Origin of the sequence: Aureispira sp. CCB-E, assembly GCF_031326345.1 — a bacterium.
Taxonomy (GTDB): domain Bacteria; phylum Bacteroidota; class Bacteroidia; order Chitinophagales; family Saprospiraceae; genus Aureispira.
This window is the reverse complement of record NZ_CP133671.1, coordinates 5606983-5626802: the sequence shown is the minus strand read 5'-3', so window position 1 is coordinate 5626802 and position 19820 is coordinate 5606983. Positions and strand designations below refer to the sequence as shown.

Annotated in this window: 16 protein-coding genes; 5 read left to right on the top strand and 11 right to left on the bottom strand. The window is 36.0% G+C overall.

Annotation, left to right across the window (positions count from 1 at the left end):
* Nucleotides 1-142: 142 nt before the first annotated feature.
* On the bottom strand, nucleotides 143-1249 hold the full coding sequence (locus QP953_RS22025; protein WP_309552971.1) for an endonuclease: 1107 nt from the start codon (nucleotides 1247-1249) through the stop codon (nucleotides 143-145).
* 548 nt (nucleotides 1250-1797) lie between these two features.
* Between QP953_RS22025 and QP953_RS22020 the strand changes: the two genes are divergently transcribed.
* The 3 genes from QP953_RS22020 (at nucleotide 1798) to QP953_RS22010 (ending at nucleotide 4344) form a co-directional block, all read left to right on the top strand.
* The gene (locus tag QP953_RS22020) at nucleotides 1798-2988 is read left to right on the top strand and encodes a lipopolysaccharide assembly protein LapB (protein ID WP_052592565.1); all 1191 of its coding nucleotides are present in this window, start codon (nucleotides 1798-1800) and stop codon (nucleotides 2986-2988) included.
* A 191-nt stretch (nucleotides 2989-3179) separates the two neighbouring features.
* Nucleotides 3180-3842: an SDR family NAD(P)-dependent oxidoreductase gene (locus QP953_RS22015; protein ID WP_309552970.1), complete on the top strand. Its 663-nt coding sequence runs from the start codon at nucleotides 3180-3182 to the stop codon at nucleotides 3840-3842.
* A gap of 280 nt (nucleotides 3843-4122) precedes the next feature.
* Nucleotides 4123-4344: a hypothetical protein gene (locus tag QP953_RS22010; RefSeq protein WP_052592563.1), complete on the top strand. Its 222-nt coding sequence runs from the start codon at nucleotides 4123-4125 to the stop codon at nucleotides 4342-4344.
* 126 nt (nucleotides 4345-4470) lie between these two features.
* Here the strand turns inward: QP953_RS22010 and QP953_RS22005 are convergent, their stop codons facing one another.
* On the bottom strand, nucleotides 4471-6171 hold the full coding sequence (locus QP953_RS22005) for a T9SS type A sorting domain-containing protein (protein WP_309552969.1): 1701 nt from the start codon (nucleotides 6169-6171) through the stop codon (nucleotides 4471-4473).
* 436 nt (nucleotides 6172-6607) lie between these two features.
* Here QP953_RS22005 and QP953_RS22000 point away from each other — a divergent pair, with 436 nt between their 5' ends.
* Nucleotides 6608-7885 (top strand): ATP-dependent RecD-like DNA helicase, encoded by a 1278-nt coding sequence (locus tag QP953_RS22000; RefSeq protein ID WP_156039622.1) that lies wholly within the window; start codon nucleotides 6608-6610, stop codon nucleotides 7883-7885.
* Here the strand turns inward: QP953_RS22000 and QP953_RS21995 are convergent.
* The 8 genes from QP953_RS21995 to QP953_RS21960 all read right to left on the bottom strand — a co-directional run bounded on the left by QP953_RS21995 (nucleotide 7882) and on the right by QP953_RS21960 (nucleotide 16523).
* Nucleotides 7882-8373 (bottom strand): DUF4199 domain-containing protein, encoded by a 492-nt coding sequence (locus tag QP953_RS21995; protein ID WP_309552968.1) that lies wholly within the window; start codon nucleotides 8371-8373, stop codon nucleotides 7882-7884. The genes QP953_RS22000 and QP953_RS21995 overlap by 4 nt on opposite strands.
* A gap of 167 nt (nucleotides 8374-8540) precedes the next feature.
* Entirely contained in the window at nucleotides 8541-8966 is a 426-nt protein-coding gene (locus QP953_RS21990) for a hypothetical protein (protein WP_309552967.1), read from the bottom strand.
* A 160-nt stretch (nucleotides 8967-9126) separates the two neighbouring features.
* Nucleotides 9127-9573, bottom strand: a complete 447-nt coding sequence (locus tag QP953_RS21985; RefSeq protein WP_052592587.1) for a response regulator transcription factor — start codon at nucleotides 9571-9573, stop codon at nucleotides 9127-9129.
* Between the two features lie 120 nt (nucleotides 9574-9693).
* The gene (gene rnr, locus QP953_RS21980; protein ID WP_309552966.1) at nucleotides 9694-12693 is read right to left on the bottom strand and encodes a ribonuclease R; all 3000 of its coding nucleotides are present in this window, start codon (nucleotides 12691-12693) and stop codon (nucleotides 9694-9696) included.
* 236 nt (nucleotides 12694-12929) lie between these two features.
* Nucleotides 12930-13583 (bottom strand): hypothetical protein, encoded by a 654-nt coding sequence (locus tag QP953_RS21975; RefSeq protein WP_309552965.1) that lies wholly within the window; start codon nucleotides 13581-13583, stop codon nucleotides 12930-12932.
* A gap of 139 nt (nucleotides 13584-13722) precedes the next feature.
* On the bottom strand, nucleotides 13723-14133 hold the full coding sequence (locus tag QP953_RS21970) for a hypothetical protein (protein ID WP_052592554.1): 411 nt from the start codon (nucleotides 14131-14133) through the stop codon (nucleotides 13723-13725).
* A gap of 233 nt (nucleotides 14134-14366) precedes the next feature.
* Entirely contained in the window at nucleotides 14367-14966 is a 600-nt protein-coding gene (locus tag QP953_RS21965; protein WP_309552964.1) for a class I SAM-dependent methyltransferase, read from the bottom strand.
* A gap of 267 nt (nucleotides 14967-15233) precedes the next feature.
* Nucleotides 15234-16523 carry an amidohydrolase family protein gene (locus QP953_RS21960; RefSeq protein WP_052592551.1) on the bottom strand — a complete coding sequence of 430 codons (1290 nt, stop codon included), beginning with the start codon at nucleotides 16521-16523 and terminating at the stop codon, nucleotides 15234-15236.
* A gap of 323 nt (nucleotides 16524-16846) precedes the next feature.
* On the opposite strand from QP953_RS21960, the gene QP953_RS21955 reads away from it, so the two are divergent.
* A complete protein-coding gene (locus tag QP953_RS21955; RefSeq protein ID WP_309552963.1) occupies nucleotides 16847-17860 on the top strand; it encodes a CoA transferase in 1014 nt (337 codons plus the stop codon).
* Between the two features lie 164 nt (nucleotides 17861-18024).
* Here QP953_RS21955 and QP953_RS21950 read toward each other — a convergent pair whose 3' ends face one another.
* Nucleotides 18025-19806 carry a hypothetical protein gene (locus QP953_RS21950; RefSeq protein ID WP_309552962.1) on the bottom strand — a complete coding sequence of 594 codons (1782 nt, stop codon included), beginning with the start codon at nucleotides 19804-19806 and terminating at the stop codon, nucleotides 18025-18027.
* Between the last annotated feature and the right edge of the window lie 14 nt (nucleotides 19807-19820).

Below are 19820 nucleotides of genomic sequence, written 5' to 3'. Positions count from 1 at the left end.
TTGCTACTGCATGGTAATCAGGCAGTGTTGTGCAGTTGGTTATTGAATATAGTTTTTTGTTTTCTATCAAAGAAAATCCACAGAGTATTATCAAATAATAAAAAGTAGTGATTGGAAATAAGGTTAAAAATTAGACTATTTCCTATTGTTTGATTAGAGCATTAGAAAAAGTAGCTGCTTGTCCAGAATGCTCCAATGTTAGGGTATAAAAATAGAGCCCACTTGTTAAGTGTTTGGCATCCAAATCGACTTCATATAAACCAGGCGTTTGTGTTCCATTATCCCAAGTTTCTATTACTTGCCCTAAATGATTGTAAACCGTTAAGATAACATTTTGAGGACGATTAAGTTCATAACGAATGGTTGTCGTTTGCTGGAATGGATTCGGATAGTTGCCAAAAAACTCTAAGCCCATTTTTTCTGCTTTGGTGATTGAATTAGGAGGAGAACAGGTAGTGGCACAATACCCACAACGTTGTGGCAAGGTACAGTCCATGACAAATGGATTTACCTTATTGCCTTGAAAAGGAGCGATGCGAGAAGTACGATCCCACTCCATGCTATCTACAGGGTCGGCTAAGTGCCATTCACATAGTTTTGCTTTTTGTTGGTGAAAATAGTTAGGGTCGGCAGCATTTGCCTCTGATTGGTACATGGTATAATAATAAAACATGGCTCTAGCGGCATCCCCTTTATGATCATCTCTAGGCTCAAATAAAATATTGTTTTGTTGCTTGCTATGCAATGGCAATACGTTGGCAGGAGGGGGACTCGTTAACGTATTGGCTTCAAAATACCATTTGTCAATATTATTGGGTGCAATTTCTCCGAAAGGAATAGAGCCACGCCCATTGTTGGCAGCTGCACGAGTGGGATAAATATGGTGCAAATCGCTTCGCCCTGCATTATTAACCGTCTTGCTTTGAGGATAAGTATGTTCTGCGTTAATACTAATGCTGCTGTTGTTATCCAACATAACAGAAATGGGATTGGTAGCATTAGAGGGCAAATAACGTTTAAGTCCTGTATAAACACAAGTTACGGTGTCATTGATAGCATCTATGTATTTATACATATTATTTCTTGCCGTGCTGTAAGATGGCAAATTGGAAGGTTTATAGTTGAGACGTAAATTAGTAGTTAAAGTCGTACCTGATTGACCTAATAAAATATCTTGATGGTTGTATTGTGCTGCTAATTCATTTACAAAACAAAAACTAGCAAGGACGAAAAAGTATAATTTATGCATTTGTTATAATTACAAACTATTGATTAATGAAAAAACGCTAAGAAGGGAATAATCAGTATTGCGTTGTATATTAAATAATTATTGTTGTTTTAAAAGCGAACTTTTAATAGTTGCTATCTTAATGGGTTTGTTTTTAGGGACTTAGTTGGGTGTTAAAGGGGAATAATAGGGCATGAGCAGCTTTGAGTGTTCATAAGTTTTGGATTTCTTTTTAGAAAGACCTGTTGTTTGTGTTATGGCTTCAATCGCAACCCTTTGGAGAGGATTTATATATTTGTCTTTTAAAGCCATCGTTGTCTATTTAAGAATTAGGTGCAAATATAACGATTTTTTGGCGGACTAATGTTAAATGCACTGTTTTTAATCCTGTTGTTGACCGTGATCGTAGCAGCATAGCCAACTATTGTTATAACTGATGAATTGAACTTATTGTCTAGGCAATGCGTTTACAAAACATTATACAGCAGAACAAATAATGACTTTTATTTCTAACAAAATTTAGTGCTTACTAAATTTGTAGAATAGACCATCCAAAAGATGAAAGGATTATGTCAAAACTAACACTCAAAGAATTAGAGAATTTATCAAGATTACTATTGAGCCCTGATGATGCGAGTGTAGAGTTGGGGCTAGAACTACTTAAAAATAATAGAGATGCAATTCCAATGTTGCGTCGTGAATTGATCTTAATCTGGCAACTACATGAGGAATCCAAATTTCGAAGCAGGTTGCACAAAATCTTGTTGTCTAAGTATTCAGATAAGCAAATGGCAAGTTGGGCGAAAGGGTTTGCTATTTTTATAGAATTGCCTTCTATTTACCGTTACAATCTAAGAGTTCAAGAGCTAATTAAAGCCCATGAAAATATTCGGAAGGATTATCAGCAATTGGTAGAGCGAAATCCAACATATAGTTTGATGTACTATGCCGTAGCTTATAAATTACATCGTCGGTTTGACAAACATTTAGATACAGCAGAGCAGTATTATAGAATTGCATTAAGCGCAAATCCAAGGCACGAAAATGCCTTATTTTATTTAGCATTTTTGTTAGACAAACAAGATCAAGGTTACGAGGAAGCATTAAAACTCTATCTTCAAGTAGAACGTATCAATCCGCTAGCTTCAGCAACACTCAATAATATAGGTCTGATTTATGATCATACGTATCAGTTTGATTTGGCTTATGAGTACTACAGCAAAGCGTTGAAAATCCACCCTAATAGAACGGTCTATATTCGGAACCTAGCTACTTTATGTACTAGAAGAATGGAGGGGGCTGCTTATAAAAAACAAGCCAAAGAATTGTTACTTCAATTATTAGATTTAGAACCTAATGTATGTTCTAACTGGAATAGCTGGGCAGATTATTTGTGGAATGTGGAAGGTAATTACGATGGAGCAGAGGAGGCCTATAAGAAGGGCTTAGAGTTAGAACCTGAAAATGTTTGGCTAATGGGAAACTTAGGAGAATTGTATATTGATGTGAGAAAAGAGTATGATAAAGGATTAAAATTATATGAAAAGGCATTGGAAATAAAAATGTCTCCTTATCGGTTGGTAACAATGGTTACCATATTAGTACAGCATTATCAAAATTATGCAACAGCAAAACAATATTACAAGGAATTAGTCAAATTATCACCTCCCAACCAAATTATTCGAGATCGTTTTCTTCGAGACGATCAATGGAACGCTTTTGAGAGGGCAGAACGAAACTTGTTGGATCATTTGGGGTAAATTTTATGGTGTGTTTGGTCAATACTTCGTGGAAAAATCGTATTAGTTGAGCTACGCTGCTACTACGTGGTATTGCATGAGTGCTTCGCAGTTGATTGTCAATAGAGTAAATTTTTGTTGTTTGGTTTGTTAAAGAATTCATAATCAAACTAATGTAACATTTTAAATAAAATTACTAGTTGCGAATATAAATGAAATTAGGACTTATTACAGGATGTAGCAGAGGCATCGGTCTTGCTATCTTACAATCCTTATTAGAGAAGAAAAAAAATTATACTATAGTAGGAACGTCAACTACTGGTCGCTATCCTATTTCAAATGCCAATTTTATTGGGCATCAGCTTGATCTTGCCAATCCTGCCTCAATTACTTCATTGAAAGATAAAGTAAGTAAAATGTCATTTGATTTTTTAATTAATAATGCTGGAGTATTATTAGAAAAATGGGATGCTGCTGCTATCAATTCTAGCCAATTAAGACAAACTTTTGAGGTGAATTTATTTGGGACGATTGCTTTGACAGAAGCGGTGCTTCCATTGATAAAAAAAGGAGGACATATTATAAATGTTACATCGTCTTGGGGAGCTTTTAGTGAGGAAGGCTTTGATGCTTATCAGCCGCATTATAAAATGTCTAAGGCAGCTCTGAATATGTATACCAAACTTCTTTCGAAGCGATTGGAAAATAAGGAGATTACAGTTTCTTCCATTGATCCAGGTTGGACACAAACAGATATGGGAGGAAGTACTGCTCGAAGAAAACCTGAAGAAGCTGCGTTAGATTTTTTAACACTACTAGATAGTAATGTTGAAAGTGGTCAATTTTGGCATCAAGGAAAAATTAGAGCTTGGTAGATTTATGAGAAAGATGTTAAACTTTGGGATACTGTTGTACCAATTTAAAATACAAACCGTTTAGATAATTTAGTACTCCGTTGCTTTTTTAGTTTATTGCATGAGTGCTTCGCAGTTGATTATCAGTCTTTTAATATAAAGAGTAGTGGGGTGTATTTTGTTGATAATCAGTTTGATATGATTTACTGCGTGAGCGCTTTGCTTTTAGTTAGTTGCGCTGCTGCTGCGTGGTTTCAACAGAGTAATGATAATTACAACTGTATCATTAAAAAAAACGTTTATGATGAATACCAATACTTTAGGAGGCATTTCACTTCTTATTTTAATTATTACTTTTTGTAGTTGTAGAAAAACATGTAATGATGTCGAGCAATTAGATATTAATTGCCATTATTCTACCGAGTATAAGCCAGTATGTGGTTGTAATGGGAAAACATATACAAATTCAGGGCATGCAGAATGCTACGGGATTGAAACGTATACAGAAGGGGCTTGTTTATAGTACAATGGAAGTTGTATAGATGACAAAAGTGAGCTAGAATGGGAGGTTCTAATAATTAGAAAATCAGGCTTCATGGAGCTTTCTATGAGACCTGATTTTCTATTATATATTGGCAAGAGGAGGTGTTTATCTGGCAATGAGTAACGTTTTATTTAACAGCAAGTTTGTCCCCTTGATTTGTAGATGATAAATACCTTGGGGGAGTTCTTGTGTTTGCCATTTTACCAAGGCATTCGTTGTGGAATTCTTTAAGACGCGACTTTCAATCAAGTGACCATCTATGTGGTAGAGGTTTAAGTAAATAGTTCCTGAAGAAATATGGCTCAATTTTAAAGTGAAATTATGACTGGCAGGATTAGGAAAAATAGATGCTGTACTCGTTTGGAGCCAATGATTTTGTCTTAAATTAGAAACAATGCTATGTTCTACGGCTCCAATATCAGGTGTAGTGCGGGTATTACCCAAAATATCATCAGAAGGGGCTTGATTAGAATTAGCGGCATCAATGGCGGGACTCCCCGCCGAAGGAGTGCCGTAATTATCAACCAACCGCTCAAAAGCACCACGAATAGTAGTAGAGCCATCGTTAAATTGATTGGTGTTTGAATTGAAATACGGTAGAACTAAATTATTTTGCCCTCCTAATAGAGGGTTCATCAATATTGCATTAGCGTCATCAGTATGGTTGATCAAATCGTTAGCATTGCTAGGAATCGAGTTGTTAGCATTCCAAAATAGATTGTTATTCAGAACAAAAAAATCTGTTTCTGTTAAAGGACAATCAGAAAAGTCATTCATACTCCCTGTTGGGTCGGACCAAATATTGTTGTACAAATAAATGCTGTCATTATTAGGGTTGCTACCTTCGGTGTTAAATCGAAAGGCAAAGGCATTGCCAGGCATATCTCCAACAATGGTATTGTTTCTAAACGTAATGTTTCGACCACCTTTTATTCCAAAAGGAGCTCGCATCGTGTTGCTACTATTTCCCAATAGTAAGTTGTTTTCAATCATCATATCAAATCCCTCATGGTAAGGATTGCCATCTTCTCCGATTAAAACAAAATTGTGTCCAGCACTCCCTTCGTAATTGAGAAATACATTTCTACGAATAGTAACATTTCGAGAGCCAGTATACAAATCGTTGCTCCCATTGCTATCTTTGATGACAATATAACTACTTGTATTATTAGCATTTTGACGACCACTACTAGCGAAGTCATTCATAAAAATATTATCTTGAATGATTAAATTTTCGACACTATTCCCATCTATATGTTCATCACTCCCTGTTTGATTGAAAAATAGATTGCCTTGAATGGTAATGTTATAACAACTATTGTTGATCTTTGCAATATCATTATTATAACTATCGTGCAAGATGCAATTTTGGTACGTAATGTCGTGAACAGCACCAGTTCCTGCGCCATCAATGTGAACCACTAATGCAGCAGCACCAGGACCATCATGGGCAACATCCAACCCATCAAAGGTGATGCCGTTACAGCCACTAGAATGTGCATAAACGGTCATGACTATGCCGCTATGTCGAAGTTTTGCTTCATAAGGAATTTGAGACTTTACTAATACGCCATGTGGAAAACTGCCTCGAATACGAACACGACCGTTGTATGTGCCTGGTAAAACCCAAATTGTACTACTGTCTGCCGCATTGTCTAAGGCGTGGGTAATGGTTGCCCAAGGACTATTGATAGTGCCGCTACCTGTAGCGTCATTACCTGTCGTGGAGACGTAATAATTGGATTGTGCATAAGAAATGCTAATAGAAAGCCATAAAATGGAAAGAAATAAGTAACTATTTTTCATAATTTGTAATGTGTGGGGATGGGATAATTAAATTGAGTGTTATAGTAGTAGTTCGTTGATAAGCTTTGTTGCTCCCTGAGATCGTGAGCTCGCGCAGCTCGGTTTACTGTTACTGTGTGGTTTCAACGACCATGTAGTAGCAGCGCAGCTAACTATTGTTATAGGGTAGGGGGAACAATAGTTAACTACTGTAAAACAATAATACTAAATTTCTTAATGACTTTAAACTATTTTACTAGTTTCACAATCAAGAGTTGACAAAAGCATACTGTAGAGCATAAGTTATTTTATTTGTCTACCAATCAAAAACAAATAAGCAGGTTTAAGAACGCTATTTTGAATTATCCTACGATTAATCTTATTTTGGGGAATAGATTAAAATGCTAAGAGGCATGGAATAACTTTTACTGAAATGTAACTTATAAAAAGAAAGAAATTGAGCAAAGAGTCCATAGATTTGAATCCTGATTTTAAAGCTTGTTTGCACGAAATGGAGCGAACACAGAATTGTTTGTTTATTACAGGAAAAGCAGGAACAGGAAAATCGACCTTACTAAAATATTGGAGAGCACATACTCGCAAAAAAGTAGTGGTTTTAGCTCCTACAGGAATCGCAGCACTTAATGTAGAAGGACAAACCATTCATTCCTTTTTCGGATTCCCACCTCGTCCCTTAAAAAAAGAAGAAATCAAAGTCCGACGCAATCGCCGAATGTTCCAAGCTCTGAATACCATTGTAATAGACGAAATTTCAATGGTTCGAGCAGATATGATAGAACAAATTGACTTCTTTTTGCGGGTAAATCGAGGAAATCCAGCGCCTTTTGGTGGGGTTCAAATGATCTTTTTTGGGGATTTGTTCCAATTACCGCCTGTCATCGCGTCGAGAGAAGAAAAAATACTGTTCCAACAACAGTACGAAAGCCCTTATTTCTTTTCTGCGGAGGTGTTTCAGGAGTTAGAAATTAATATGATAGAATTGAGAGAGGTGTATCGTCAAGATAACTTGCGTTTTATACGCCTCTTGGATGCTATTCGGTTGCGCCGTATTGATGAGGACGAATTTAATGACCTGAATGAGCGGTATCAAGAAACTTTAGAAGATGAAGATTTTTATGTCATCCTATCGGCTCGAAATGCAGAAGTAGACAAGATTAACAAGCAAAAATTAGAGGAGTTAGGAACGGAAACATTTTCGTATTTGGCGAAAATCACAGGTTCTGTATCCGTATTGCCCGCAGAAACACCTCTAAACTTAAAGGTAGGTGCTCAAGTGATGTTTCTAAAAAATGATCCTAAAAAGCGCTATGTTAATGGAACAGTAGGAATGGTACATGACTTGACCGCAAATTCTATAAAAGTAATGATACTTAAACCGAATGGAACCGTAGGATATATTGATGTAGAACCTTTTGAATGGGATGTCGTACGCCACAAATTGAACGATAAAAACGAGATTGAGACGGAAAATATTGGTACGTTTACTCAATATCCGCTTCGATTGGCTTGGGCTATGACCATTCACAAGAGCCAAGGCAAAACTTTTGACCGAGTAATTATTGATATGGGCAAAGGAGCCTTTGAATATGGTCAAACGTATGTTGCCTTGAGCCGTTGCAGAACATTAGAAGGAATTGTGTTGCGTCGTCCATTGCGCCCACAAGATATTTTTGTTGATGAGCGAGTGGTAGATTTTTATCAGCAACATTTTTAGTTTGGACGTAGCTTTACAACCAAAGTACAGATAATCGTGATGATAACACCAATCAGAAATACGGTTGCAAACATAACAAAAGCCTGAAACCAAGGACTTAAAAAGTAACTAGGCATGGTTGCCATTTGTGCTTGCATTTGTTGCCACTGCGTAGAATCCATATTGGCTTGTGTCCATTGCATAAAATCATCTCCCATATAATGAAAAAATAGCGCACTATATAAGTACATAAATGTTGCTGCAACGGTAGAAATACCGATTCCAAGACTCCATATTTCTTTAAGAGAGAGGGGCTGTTTAGAATGTTGCTGTTGATAATATCGTATGCTAAGTGGAATGGTTGATAAAGCTACTAAAATAGATAAATAACCAACAATTTCGCTACTAGAATAATCTAGTAAGTCCGAAAATAAAAACCAGTTGATGGTACTAAATGTTGTTATTGCAATTCCTGCTCGACAGCCATATCGAAAGATAGTCTTTTTCATGATAAGTAGTTAACTTAGTAGTTCGTTGATTTTTTACTTTTTTACCAAAAAGACAAAAAAGCACATTTATATTAGTTTGATAATTAAAACTTTAACACAAAACACAGCAAAGGCGTAACTTGCTAATTATCAAACTAATAAAGTTTTTTAACGAACTATTGTAACTATTATTGGGGATTAACGGTGCGACTTCCTAGCCATGCAAACAATAGGTAACTTGGCAAGTTAATTAGGACAAACCATATGGGATGTGGAATCATCATTAGATTAGAAATCCCTGCTAAGGTTAACAAAGTACCAACGATTAAACCAAGTTTTGTTGTGCGTGTTGAATCTATCTTTGCTGCTAAAAAACCTCCACCAAAAGCGGCTAACATATAACCTACTAATACGATAATTAAAGAACCTGTAGGAGCCATTGCCATGAGTGCTTCTAATTGAGGGCGGTTGGCGGGATCTGAAAAATCAATATTTTTGAATTGATCTGGAATAGGGTAGAGGATATGCCCTAGCATTTGGCTCAATATAATAATTAAAAAAGCAAAAGATAGCCCTAAAATAACCGCTAATACTGGTTTTAATTTTTCTTTCATAATCGAAGTTTTTTAGTAATTGTTAATGCAAATTAAATTTTTTGAACAACCCAAACATCGGAGATTATTTAGAAAAAATACTAGTACTTAAGGACGATTTGCGACTGAAATAGCAAAATCATACTTTAGTACCATTGATTTTAGAGTCCTCAGGGTAGTTTTAGATGATTTTCAGCGACCGACTAATTTGAACAGCTTGTGTTCTTCTTTTGGCATCTAACTTAGAAAGAATTTTGGAAACATGTGTTTTGACCGTACTTTCTGAAATAAAAAGCTGTTGAGCAATTTCGTTATTGGATAGACCATCTGCGATGAGTAATAATATCTCGTACTCTCTTTTGCTTAATCCTGTTTCCTTTAATTTAGCTTGATCAATTTCTTTAGGAATTTGAGTGCTATTAGGAATTGGTGTCCCCGTTGGATTGTAAATATTTTTTTTGGTAAAAAAACGACTTAAAGCAATTCCAATGCCTATAAACAAAAGACCAATGCAAACAATATAAAACTCTAGGTGAGAGGGTTGGTGCCACAAAGAATACTTGCTCACTTGAAAGAGCAGTAACAAAGCAATGGTTAAGCTGCCAAATAGTAGAATGGTTCGTTTCATGCCTAAATTTAAGGAATCAGTTACAATAAAAAAAACTCTGCTACCCATTTAAAGAGCAGCAGAGTTTATATAAAATAATCCACGAACAATGTTAGAGGATTATGAAAATCAAGGTAATAATTAAGTCAATGCCCATTCCCAAGCCAAGGTTTTTAGTCCCTTTAGTAAACGGGAGGAAGGTCTAGGAACGAAATAAATTGGAATTTTTAATTCACCAACATTCAAAACACCTCTAGAGGTAATAACCGTACGTCCTTGATCTGTAACTTCCTCTTCTTCAAGATTGCTTAGATAATTATTCTTTTGCAAGGTTTCTACCATAGGAACTGAGAAGGAAACAATTTTTTTAGGCTTTAATAACTGAATGAAAGCTTCAAAAATTGGCAAACTTAATTCAATATCTTTTTTAGAGAGTTGTTTGTCATCCAAAGAACGGAAAGGAGACAAATATCCCTCTGAAAGTCTTTCTTGAGGGAAATAAGTTTTGAAGAACGTTTTGGTGCTTCCTTGCGGCTTGAAAGGATGTTTGGAGATTAACTTTTGACCACGATATCCTTTGTTTAAAGCCGCTTCTGGGTTGAAATGCAACAACAAGACAGAGTCTGGCATTGGAGCAGAAGGAGCAATTTCATATCTCCATTTTGCATTTTTCTGCTTCGCAATATTTTTGATATGGCTTTTGTTAAATGCTTTTTGAACATCAGGCAACAAAGCTTCGAAAGGTTCGTTCTTCGCATTATAAGTAGATTGAACATTTTTTCTACCCTTTTTAGGTTCTTGAACGACCTTAACTCTTTTAATACCTTTTTTAGGTTCATTTTTAGGAGCAGGAGCCTCTTTAGCAACCTCCGAAGCAACTTCTTGTGCTTTATTGGCTACTTCTTGTTCTGCAAATGTTAGTTCCTTTACTTCTTCTCGAACAGGAGGTCGGTTCGCCTCATCTTCAGGGTCTAGCAATTCTAAATCAACTTGTCGTTTAAATTTATTAGCGCCCAAGACACTAACCCAAACATTATCTCCCATTCGATAAGTAATTGAAGGCGACTTGATTTGGAAATGATGTTCATCAGGGCTAAAGTCATCAAACATTTTCTCGTAGCGAATCATCCCTTCACAGAAATTGGCTTTGATGCTAACATAAATACCATGGTCTGTAATTCCAGAAATAGTTCCTTCAAACTTTTCGCCTACATGATTTTCTAAGAATTCCGCCTGTTTGTATTTTACAGACTCTCGTTCTGCTTCCATAGCATCGCGCTCTTTTTTAGAAATATGTTTGCATAACTCTTCTAATTTCTGTGCGTTCATTCGCTTGTTGTTGTCACTCAAATAGTCGAACAAAATACGGTGTCCTAGCACATCTGCATAGCGTCGAATAGGAGACGTGAAATGCGAGTAAGTTGCAAAACCAAGACCATAATGCCCAATATTGTTGGTCGAGTAGACCGCTTTAGCCATGGTGCGAATGGCTAGTTGTTGCAAAATATCCGCTTCTGGTTTTCCTTCCGCTTCTTTCAGCATTTTTCCAAAAGCTTTTTTTACTTGTTCGGGAGATTCAATCTTCATCTTGTAGCCCATCTGAGCTGCAAAATCAGTGAAGTTATGAACTCGCTCCATATCTGGTTCGTCGTGAATACGATAAACCATAGGCCATTGAATGCCTGTTTTTTCGTGCAAGCCATCCATTAGTGCTCCAACCCGTCTATTAGCCAATAACATAAAGTCTTCGACCAACATATGGGCATCTTTTCTAGTTTTTAGGTATACTTCAAGCGGAACACCATTTTCATCTAGTTTGAAGCGAACTTCAGGCGATTCAAAGTTGATCGCTCCTTTTTTGAAACGTTGTGCTCGTAATTTATACGCCAAGCCATTGAGTAGTTGCAATTCTTGAGCGTAGTCCCCTTCACCAGATTCTATGCGTTCTTGCGCTTCCTCATAAGTAAAACGACGATCAGAATAAATAGCGGTTTTACCAAACCATTCATTAATAATACTACCTTGCTTATTCATTTCAAAAACCGCAGAGAAGGTTAATTTTTCCTCATTGGGTCGTAACGAACAAACACCATTGGATAGTTTCTCAGGCAACATAGGTAGTACGCGATCCACTAAATAAACAGAAGTTGTTCTTCTTGCAGCTTCTTTGTCTAACTCAGAACCAGGCAAGACATAATGCCCTACATCGGCAATATGAATTCCAATTTCGTAATTACCATTCTCTAATAATTCAATAGACAAAGCATCATCAAAGTCTTTGGCTGTCGCAGGGTCAATTGTAAATGTGGTAATGGCACGCATATCTCTACGCTTATCAATTTCACTTTGCTTGACTTCAGTATCAATAGCAGCGTTTTCTTTGAGTACTTCTGGAGGAAAAGTTAGATTAAACCCTTTTTGAATTAAGATCGATTTCATCTCAATATCATTTCCTCCTTCTGTTCCAAAGTAAGTCGTCACCTTTCCTTCTGGATTATTCTTGTTGTCTGTTGCCCATTTTACAATCGTTACAACTACTTTTGCACCATCTTCTGCTTCCTTGGGGACATATTTTAGTGGAACAAAAATATCGGTTTGCATATTAGGGTTATCAGGAATAACAAAAGCAAATTTATCAGACAAGGATAAGGTACCGATAAAGTTTTCAGATTTGCGTTCAAGGACTTGAATGACTTGTCCCTCAGGTTTGTCCTTTCGAGCCATATACCACGATACTTCTACAGTATCGCCATTGAGAGCCCCCATTAATTTATGAGCAGGAACAAAAATATCTTGCTCTAAATCTTCACTGATAATATAAGCAGAGCCGCTACGAGTCGCATCTACTCTACCAATAGTCGTTTGAGCATTGTTTCGTTTATCTTTCTTCGCTGTTTTAGCAGCTTTATTCCATTTGTATTTACCACGACTGGCTTTTTCAATTTTTCCCTTCTCGACCAATTTATCTAAGGTGTGTTGAACGGAATCTTTAGAATTTGAAATTCTTAATTTACCAATAATGCCTTTGGCATCAAATCGTGAAGTGATCTGTTTGCTAAACAAATCAATTATTTTTTTCTCTAAAAGGTGTACAGGTAAGTTTTTTCCTTTTTTATTAGAGCCTTTCTTTTTTTTTGTCATTAATTTTTATTTCTGGTTGGGCTAATAAGGATATTTTGTATAAAGTATTGGATATTTATATACTTATAGATTGTTTTCTAAACTTAAAAAACAACTTTAATCCATAGAATTTCTATTGGTTAGGTAGAAAACTAGGATTATCCTTATGTAGTTTTTATAGTGTTTTTGTATAAATATTTTTAAGTAATTGTAAATATAAGACCAACGATTAAATGCAAGATATTAAGGGTTGGTTATTAAATCGGAACAATTTCTCCATCTCCTGTCAATTGTAAAGAAGTATGGAGGTGATTGTCATCGGAAGATACTGGAGCGGTATTTCCCTCAGCGTCTAAACGCCCTTCTGCACAACTAAACAACCAAGTAGGGCTGATTGTGCAAACCATTTGATACAACCCATCTTGTTCGTATTTAGTTCCCGCGATCTTCTTTTTATCAATTAAAATTCCATTTTTAGAAAAAGTAGTTAGATAATAAGTAGATCCTTCGATGCCTGCTTCCCAAAAAACAATAGCAAAAAAGCCTGGTGTATCAGGGATCGAAAAACAAGGCATATATTCGGTGTATTCATCAATAACCGCATCTTTATCCAACACAAAATTAAACATCCAAGTTGCTGAAAGTGGATCACATTTTTGGCTGATTAAACGTTGTGTATCAGAGGTGATTGTATAGGGCAATTCTACCAATGGGAAAAATTGTATGAAATTTTCAAATGTAATTCGATTGGCTTTTTTTTCAGGAATAATTCTGACTTTATCTTCTTTAAAAACCTTCGTATCTTCTGTAACATCATGTTGATGATGTTCATGGTTGCAATTAGGACCACAATTGTGGTCGGGTTGATGGTGGTTACCGTCGTCTTTATGATGTACTTTGATTGGTTTCATTTTATGTTTTTATATTTAGTATTTTAAGAGTCTATCTTAAGTTCCCTAAGTATTTCGACAGGCTCTACTACAGGAGAAATAGACTAAAGCGGTCCTCCTATGAATCAGGTACAAATTTCTGCTTTTTTTTATAGAAAAACTACTGTTCGCGTATATTTTCGACCTTTATTTCTTTTTCATCTAAATAGATAAACACTTTTTTCTTGCGCCAAGTTGCGTGAACGATGCGACCATTTTTTAAAGTTTTATGCCATTGGTTTTGTTTTTTGTTTTTGGATATTCCAAAGTAGTTGTTAATAGTCTGTTCCGCTGCTGCTTTATCTTGATGCAAGATATTGATTTCGACCAATGCTTTGTTGCCTGTTTTTTCAAAAAGATAATAAACGGAAGTATAACTAGACGTTTCTAAGTCTTCGGTATAAATTTCCCTAGGAGTTTCTTGCACAGAGTTAACAATATAAGCCTTTTTTCTAAGGCGAAGCACGGCACTTTGAGGCATTCCTAATTCAACATTTTTGATAATATCTGGCAAGTACTGTTCTTTTTGCATTGTGTTGTTTTTGTTGCTAGTACAGGCAGTAAATAAAGTTATTATAATTAGGATTAAAATATTGGTCGTTAAGTTCGTATTCATAAGTTGTGCTAAGTATATGGTATATGATTCGTGTGTTTCAAACTAATATGATTTACTTTGTGAGATTGCTTTGTTTAGTTTGTTGTGTTGCTACTGCTTGGTTTTTAGTCGAGTAATGTCAAGAAGGTAATTAGAAAAATAGAGCTATTTTATGATTTGGTAGCATGCTGCAACACATAAGTTGCTTGCCTAAAAAACAATAAAACTGGTTTGCTAGTAACTTCTATGAGTTCCAATCCCAACTCCTCGAAAGTAGCTCTCCACTCGCTATCAGACTTGTTTTGATAAGTCATACTAGAATGCCCTAAATTGACTAAGGTATCCATTGCATAGGTCATATATTGTTGTATTTTATTACTATAAATATCTTCAATAATAACAATTTTTTTAGCAATGCGAGCTGTTTCTTTTAATACCAAAACGGGGTCAGGCGTATGATGTAAAACAGTCAACAACAGTGCTGTGTCAAAGGTTTGTTCTTGAAAAGGCATGGAAATGCCATCGTATACAACTACATGGACGCTTGGAATAATTGATAAATCAGCTACATCCAAAGGAGTACAAGAAAAACCTTTTTGACGTAAAGTGTGTGTAATTATTCCATTACCACAACCTATATCTAGATTTTCTTCCTGTTGGTTTAAATGAGGAAGAACAGTTTTTAATTTGTTGTGGATCCATTTTTTTCCTAGACTACTAGCATAAAACTTGCCAACAAGATCAAACTTTCGGATAATTTGGAGCAGCATATTAAATGTTTAAAGAATAAAAAATAGTCCGCTAAAAAATGTGTCAATTAGCGGACTACTGTCAAAAATATGGGGCATTTATCATTAGTACAACTTAAGTAATCGTTCAAATAAAATAAGAACAAAAAATGGGATTATTTTTTCTGACCTCTTACTTATGAGAACAATTTTACACAAAATAGGCTAGGGGTAAAAAAGATTCATGTATTAAGATTGTCAAATTATACTGTTTTAGATGGTTGCTTGTCTAGATTATAAAACCAATTCTTATTTTGCTATTTGTTCTAGTCGTTTTTTCAAATAATCCTGTGTGTAGTAATTTCCTTTAAAAATAACTCCTTCAATTTTGTTGGTATTCTTGATGTCTTCCAAAGGGTTGGCATTTAATAAAACCATATCTGATTGACAACCGACTTTTATAGTACCCCAATTTTTTTCCTCACCAAAAACTTTAGATAAGTTATAACAGGTGGTTTTTAGAATGTCATAATTAGAAACATCTGCATTGGCATAATGTTGCATTTCCGCATGCACATCGAATCCGGGAATACCATAAATACCAGAAGCATCAGCACCCAAAAGTAATTGACCACCTTGTCGATAAATAAAACCTAGGTACATCAAACGACTCTTAAAGCGTTGTGCAGAAATGGTACGTTCTTTTTGACGCCCTTCTTTACTAGTTTCAACCTCGTGTTCTGAAATTTGTTTTTCCCATTTCTCAATCCAAGATGAAGGAACATACTTTGTGCCTGGTCTTTTTCTTAAATCGGTAGGAGGTATTTGTCCTGTATAATACCAGCCAAACGTTGGACAGTGATAAACATTGCCAGCAAGACTAGCGTCCACCGCATGTTGAATCTCTTCCATTGTTGTCAATGTAAAAAAGCCTCCTAAATGCTCAATGCTTTGAAAAACGCCGCTATTGCTAACATTAAAAATGTTGATATTCGAAGGGCAATGTCCTGCAAGGGGCAATTGATGTTTTTTAGAGGCACCAACGAGATAATCAAAAGTAGTTGGATCTTTGACACTCATTATTTTGACAAAATCATAGCCAGATTGTTTATATTGAGCTAGTAAATTTTCAGCCATTCTAGGGCTAAGGCTATCACTACGGCTGATAACAGGGGTTGAGAGGTATAGCCTTGGGGTAAATGGAGCGTTCTTGTCAATGTCTAAATGCCAAGCTTCTCCTCGCATAGAACGAAGTGTGGTAACGCCATTCATGATATTCATTAGAAAAACTCGTTCTAGGTTTTCCTCTTCGGGCAAATGAACGTGTGCATCTGAAAAAGATGGGACTAAAAATTTGTTACGACCATCTATACGACCTAAACTATAGGTACTTGTATCTTGGTCGGTATGCTTTCTTATTTGTATAATAACGCCATCTTCAAGAATAACATCTTGATGTTCCAAAACTTTGTTAATGTGCATTGGAATGACGGTGACATCTTCTATTAATAATAACAGTCGTTGCGAAGAAGTTGTTTTTTGTGCGTATGTATTGTACATCAAAAATAGGAGAAAGAGTACGGTTGGAATTTGTTTCATTGGATGTTTTTTTTGATAATAAAAATGTTGCTTAATTGGAATCTTTTAACGATTTAAGTAGACTACAAAAATTACTGATTTGGGCACGACGTAAAACAATGGTTATTGGAGGTGCTTGAGGTAAGTATGTCATCAAAATTTATATTGAGATCGATTCCTTACTATCCAAATATAAGAATAACTAAATTTTTAGTTATGAATAAAGTAGCTTTATTAAAAATTTAAGTTAGGTGTTAATAAAAGTTAATGATTTAAAGTACATTAGTCTGCTTAAATCACGAAGTAGCACCGTAGGCAATCAGCCGACTATTAAAAATAAAAACATGTTATCAAACGCATTAAAAGGGAAACGAATTTTAGACTTTAGTTTGTTGCTACCTGGTCCCTTGGCAACAGATTTATTGGCAAAAATGGGGGCAGAAGTTATCAAAATAGAACATCCCTCTAAGTTGGATGAAACACGTCATTATCCCCCCTTTAAAAATGGAGAGGCTCTGTTGTATACGATGTTGAATGCTACAAAGAAATCTATTATCATTGATTACCGATCTAAAGAGCATCGACCCCAAATTTTGCAAATGATTCGAGAAGCAGATATCTTGGTGGAACAATTTCGACCAGAGGTGATGCAGCGTTGGGGCTTGGCTTACGAAGATTTGAAAAAGGTAAACCCTAATTTGATTTATATTTCGTTGACTGGATACGGTCAAAAAGGTCCTTATGCGTTGAAAGCGGGGCATGATTTGAATTATTTGGCATGTACAGGAGTTCTAGATTTAATTAGAGATGAACGAGGAAAGCCTGTTATTCCTGGTGTACAAATTGCAGATGTTGCAGGCGGTTCATATATGTTAGTAACCGCTTGCCTAGCAGCACTCGTAGAAGGTAAGGGACAATATATAGATATCGCTATGCTAGATGGCGTCGCTCCTTTGTTAACCTTTCCGTATGCGCAGTTATTAGGCGGAGTCAATCCCCAAGAAATACGTTTGTTAAATGGAGGTCTAGTTAATTACAATGTGTATCCATGTAAGGGAGGGCAGTGGGTTGCTTTGGGGGCATTAGAAGTCCGTTTCTGGAATCGCTTTTGTTTGGCAGTTGAAAAACCCGATTGGCAACGAGAGCACTTTGGGGAATTATCAACTTCTGTTTTTGCTTATGACTTGGTAGAAGCCTTATTTTTGACCAAAACTAGGGAAGAATGGGCTGATTGGGCAGCTGAAAAGGATGTTTGCTTGTCGCCTGTTTTGACTTTAGAAGAAGTACCCAAAGATGCTCAAATAAAAGCAAGAGCGTATTATAACACACCAGACAGCATACAATTACCTTGGCTTTGATGGGGGGCAATTGTGAAATTAAAAAAGGTTGAATGTTCGGCATTAAGTAAGAGGTCAGAAAAAAAAATCTCATTTTTTGTTATTATTTTTTTGAACGATTACTTATTATAAAAACCTTCCATTCAACCCTCAGGTTTGATTGTGTGACTATTTTGATGGCATTCTTACCAACCCATATCTTCTAAGATAGCATCAGTATCACCCGATTCGGCGGCATTAATCATTTTATTTGTCGTATTTAATAATAAAGTAGCAGGTTCAATCAAAGCAAACAAGTTATCATCAAGTTTTACAATATTAGCTAGTTTGTATTCTGCTCTACTATTTTTGGCGTAAATGTTAATGTTTTTAGTATTCAAATTGGTTGCATCAATATACACATCACCATTGGAGTCGGTTACACCAGAACCTGTCCATCCAGAGAGCGTACTCACTTCTACACGCATATTGGTCAATGGAGTAGAACCTTCCATAAATCTTAAATGCATTTGCCCAGACATTCTTTTGCTGGAGCTACTGCGATTATTATTGGAAATAGAAGAAGAGGTTGTTGAATGACTCGAACTGCTCGAATAGCTTGAATTGTTGCTATTGTTGTTACTATAGGTTTCTGTTTTTGTTTCAGTCTTAGCATCTAATGCCGCAATTCTTCTTCTATGATCCTCTAGTTGGGCGTTGCTTTTAGCTTCTTGCTCACGTTTGAATTTTTCTAAATTCGCAGCAGATTGTTCTGCTAATTCTTGAGCGGTAGGTCCAGTAGAACCAACAGTGCCTAATAGCATTTTGGTAACATACTTACCTTTCTTGTTTTTCTTAATTTTGTACGTTACCTCATAAATATCATTATTCAATAAAATGCTTTTATCGAATGTAGCGCCATTTTCCATTGTTATCGCAACTTTTCCAACAATAGGGAAACCAAAGGTAACCCTACTAGCATAATTTGGATTTACGTATTGTCCCAATGCTCGTACTTGAAAACACTCGCCCTCTTCTGAGAAAATTGTAATTTTGACAGGTTGCCCTCCCAAGGGAGCAACGTGTGGCGCGCAATTGTTTTTAGCCGCAGGTCTAGGAGTTGGAGTTGGAGTTGGAGTTGGTGTGTTGGATGCCGTTTCTACTGTTTGAACTGTTTGAGTCGTCGTGGTCGTTGTTGTTGAAGTAACAGCGGGAGTCGATACAGGTGCTGTATGATAAATAGATACAACTGTTTTGGGTTGTGCTGTCAAGGTATAGCTAGTAATAACATCTGTCCAATCTAACTGAAGAGAAGAGCTATTGCTCTCAAAGTCGCCATTGATGTTGAATTTTTTGCCGTTTTGAAGCACCAAACGCTTTTTATTTCCCACCTTGGCATCAATAGATTGTTGCTCGGCATCTGTTGCCTTTAATTCAGTAGGATCAATTGTCACAAACTCTTTTTTGCCCCCCTTATACTGACCATTCATCGCAAAACTAAAACGTCCTTTTTTGTTATTCACCTTTTTGATTTCGACTTCTAGTTGTTTGGAATCAATTGCTTTACCAGCTTCTAAAGAGCGAGCTGCGACTTCTACAGGAGTACCACCAGAAGCGTAGAACAAGCCTTCTAGGGCAACTTGGAATTGCTCGACCATATAATTCATGTTGCCATCAATTCGTATTGTATGAGAAATCTTTTCATCAGGAGGAATAATTTTAATAGTGCCTTTTTTTGGGTAATAAGTTCCAATATTTTCATAAATAAAACCTACTTTGCTCAAATCAAAAGCTTGGTAATACTCGGTGTTGTTATAAATGGTTAATCTAAATTTGCAATAATCCTCTTTAGAGATAATATTATCAATGTCAATGGTATAATCTTGATGTTGTATACTAGGAGGATTGATGTATTCAAATTCTCGTTGTGCAGTTAATTGTGCGGTATAGTAACAAAGGAATAAGAGTAGAAATAGGATATTTTTCATTGAATTAACGCTTT

Excerpts from the sequence above, each read along its gene's own strand:
- QP953_RS21960 (WP_052592551.1), bottom strand. The coding sequence starts at position 16,523 with ATGAAACAAATTCCAACCGTACTCTTTCTCCTATTTTTGATGTACAAT.
- QP953_RS21990 (WP_309552967.1), bottom strand. The coding sequence starts at position 8,966 with ATGAAAGAAAAATTAAAACCAGTATTAGCGGTTATTTTAGGGCTATCT.
- QP953_RS21975 (WP_309552965.1), bottom strand. The coding sequence starts at position 13,583 with ATGAAACCAATCAAAGTACATCATAAAGACGACGGTAACCACCATCAA.
- QP953_RS21995 (WP_309552968.1), bottom strand. The coding sequence starts at position 8,373 with ATGAAAAAGACTATCTTTCGATATGGCTGTCGAGCAGGAATTGCAATA.
- QP953_RS22005 (WP_309552969.1), bottom strand. The coding sequence starts at position 6,171 with ATGAAAAATAGTTACTTATTTCTTTCCATTTTATGGCTTTCTATTAGC.
- QP953_RS22020 (WP_052592565.1), top strand. The coding sequence starts at position 1,798 with ATGTCAAAACTAACACTCAAAGAATTAGAGAATTTATCAAGATTACTA.
- QP953_RS21985 (WP_052592587.1), bottom strand. The coding sequence starts at position 9,573 with ATGAAACGAACCATTCTACTATTTGGCAGCTTAACCATTGCTTTGTTA.
- QP953_RS22025 (WP_309552971.1), bottom strand. The coding sequence starts at position 1,249 with ATGCATAAATTATACTTTTTCGTCCTTGCTAGTTTTTGTTTTGTAAAT.
- QP953_RS21955 (WP_309552963.1), top strand. The coding sequence starts at position 16,847 with ATGTTATCAAACGCATTAAAAGGGAAACGAATTTTAGACTTTAGTTTG.
- QP953_RS21950 (WP_309552962.1), bottom strand. The coding sequence starts at position 19,806 with ATGAAAAATATCCTATTTCTACTCTTATTCCTTTGTTACTATACCGCA.
- QP953_RS22015 (WP_309552970.1), top strand. The coding sequence starts at position 3,180 with ATGAAATTAGGACTTATTACAGGATGTAGCAGAGGCATCGGTCTTGCT.
- rnr (WP_309552966.1), bottom strand. The coding sequence starts at position 12,693 with ATGACAAAAAAAAAGAAAGGCTCTAATAAAAAAGGAAAAAACTTACCT.
- QP953_RS21965 (WP_309552964.1), bottom strand. The coding sequence starts at position 14,966 with ATGCTGCTCCAAATTATCCGAAAGTTTGATCTTGTTGGCAAGTTTTAT.
- QP953_RS22010 (WP_052592563.1), top strand. The coding sequence starts at position 4,123 with ATGATGAATACCAATACTTTAGGAGGCATTTCACTTCTTATTTTAATT.
- QP953_RS21970 (WP_052592554.1), bottom strand. The coding sequence starts at position 14,133 with ATGCAAAAAGAACAGTACTTGCCAGATATTATCAAAAATGTTGAATTA.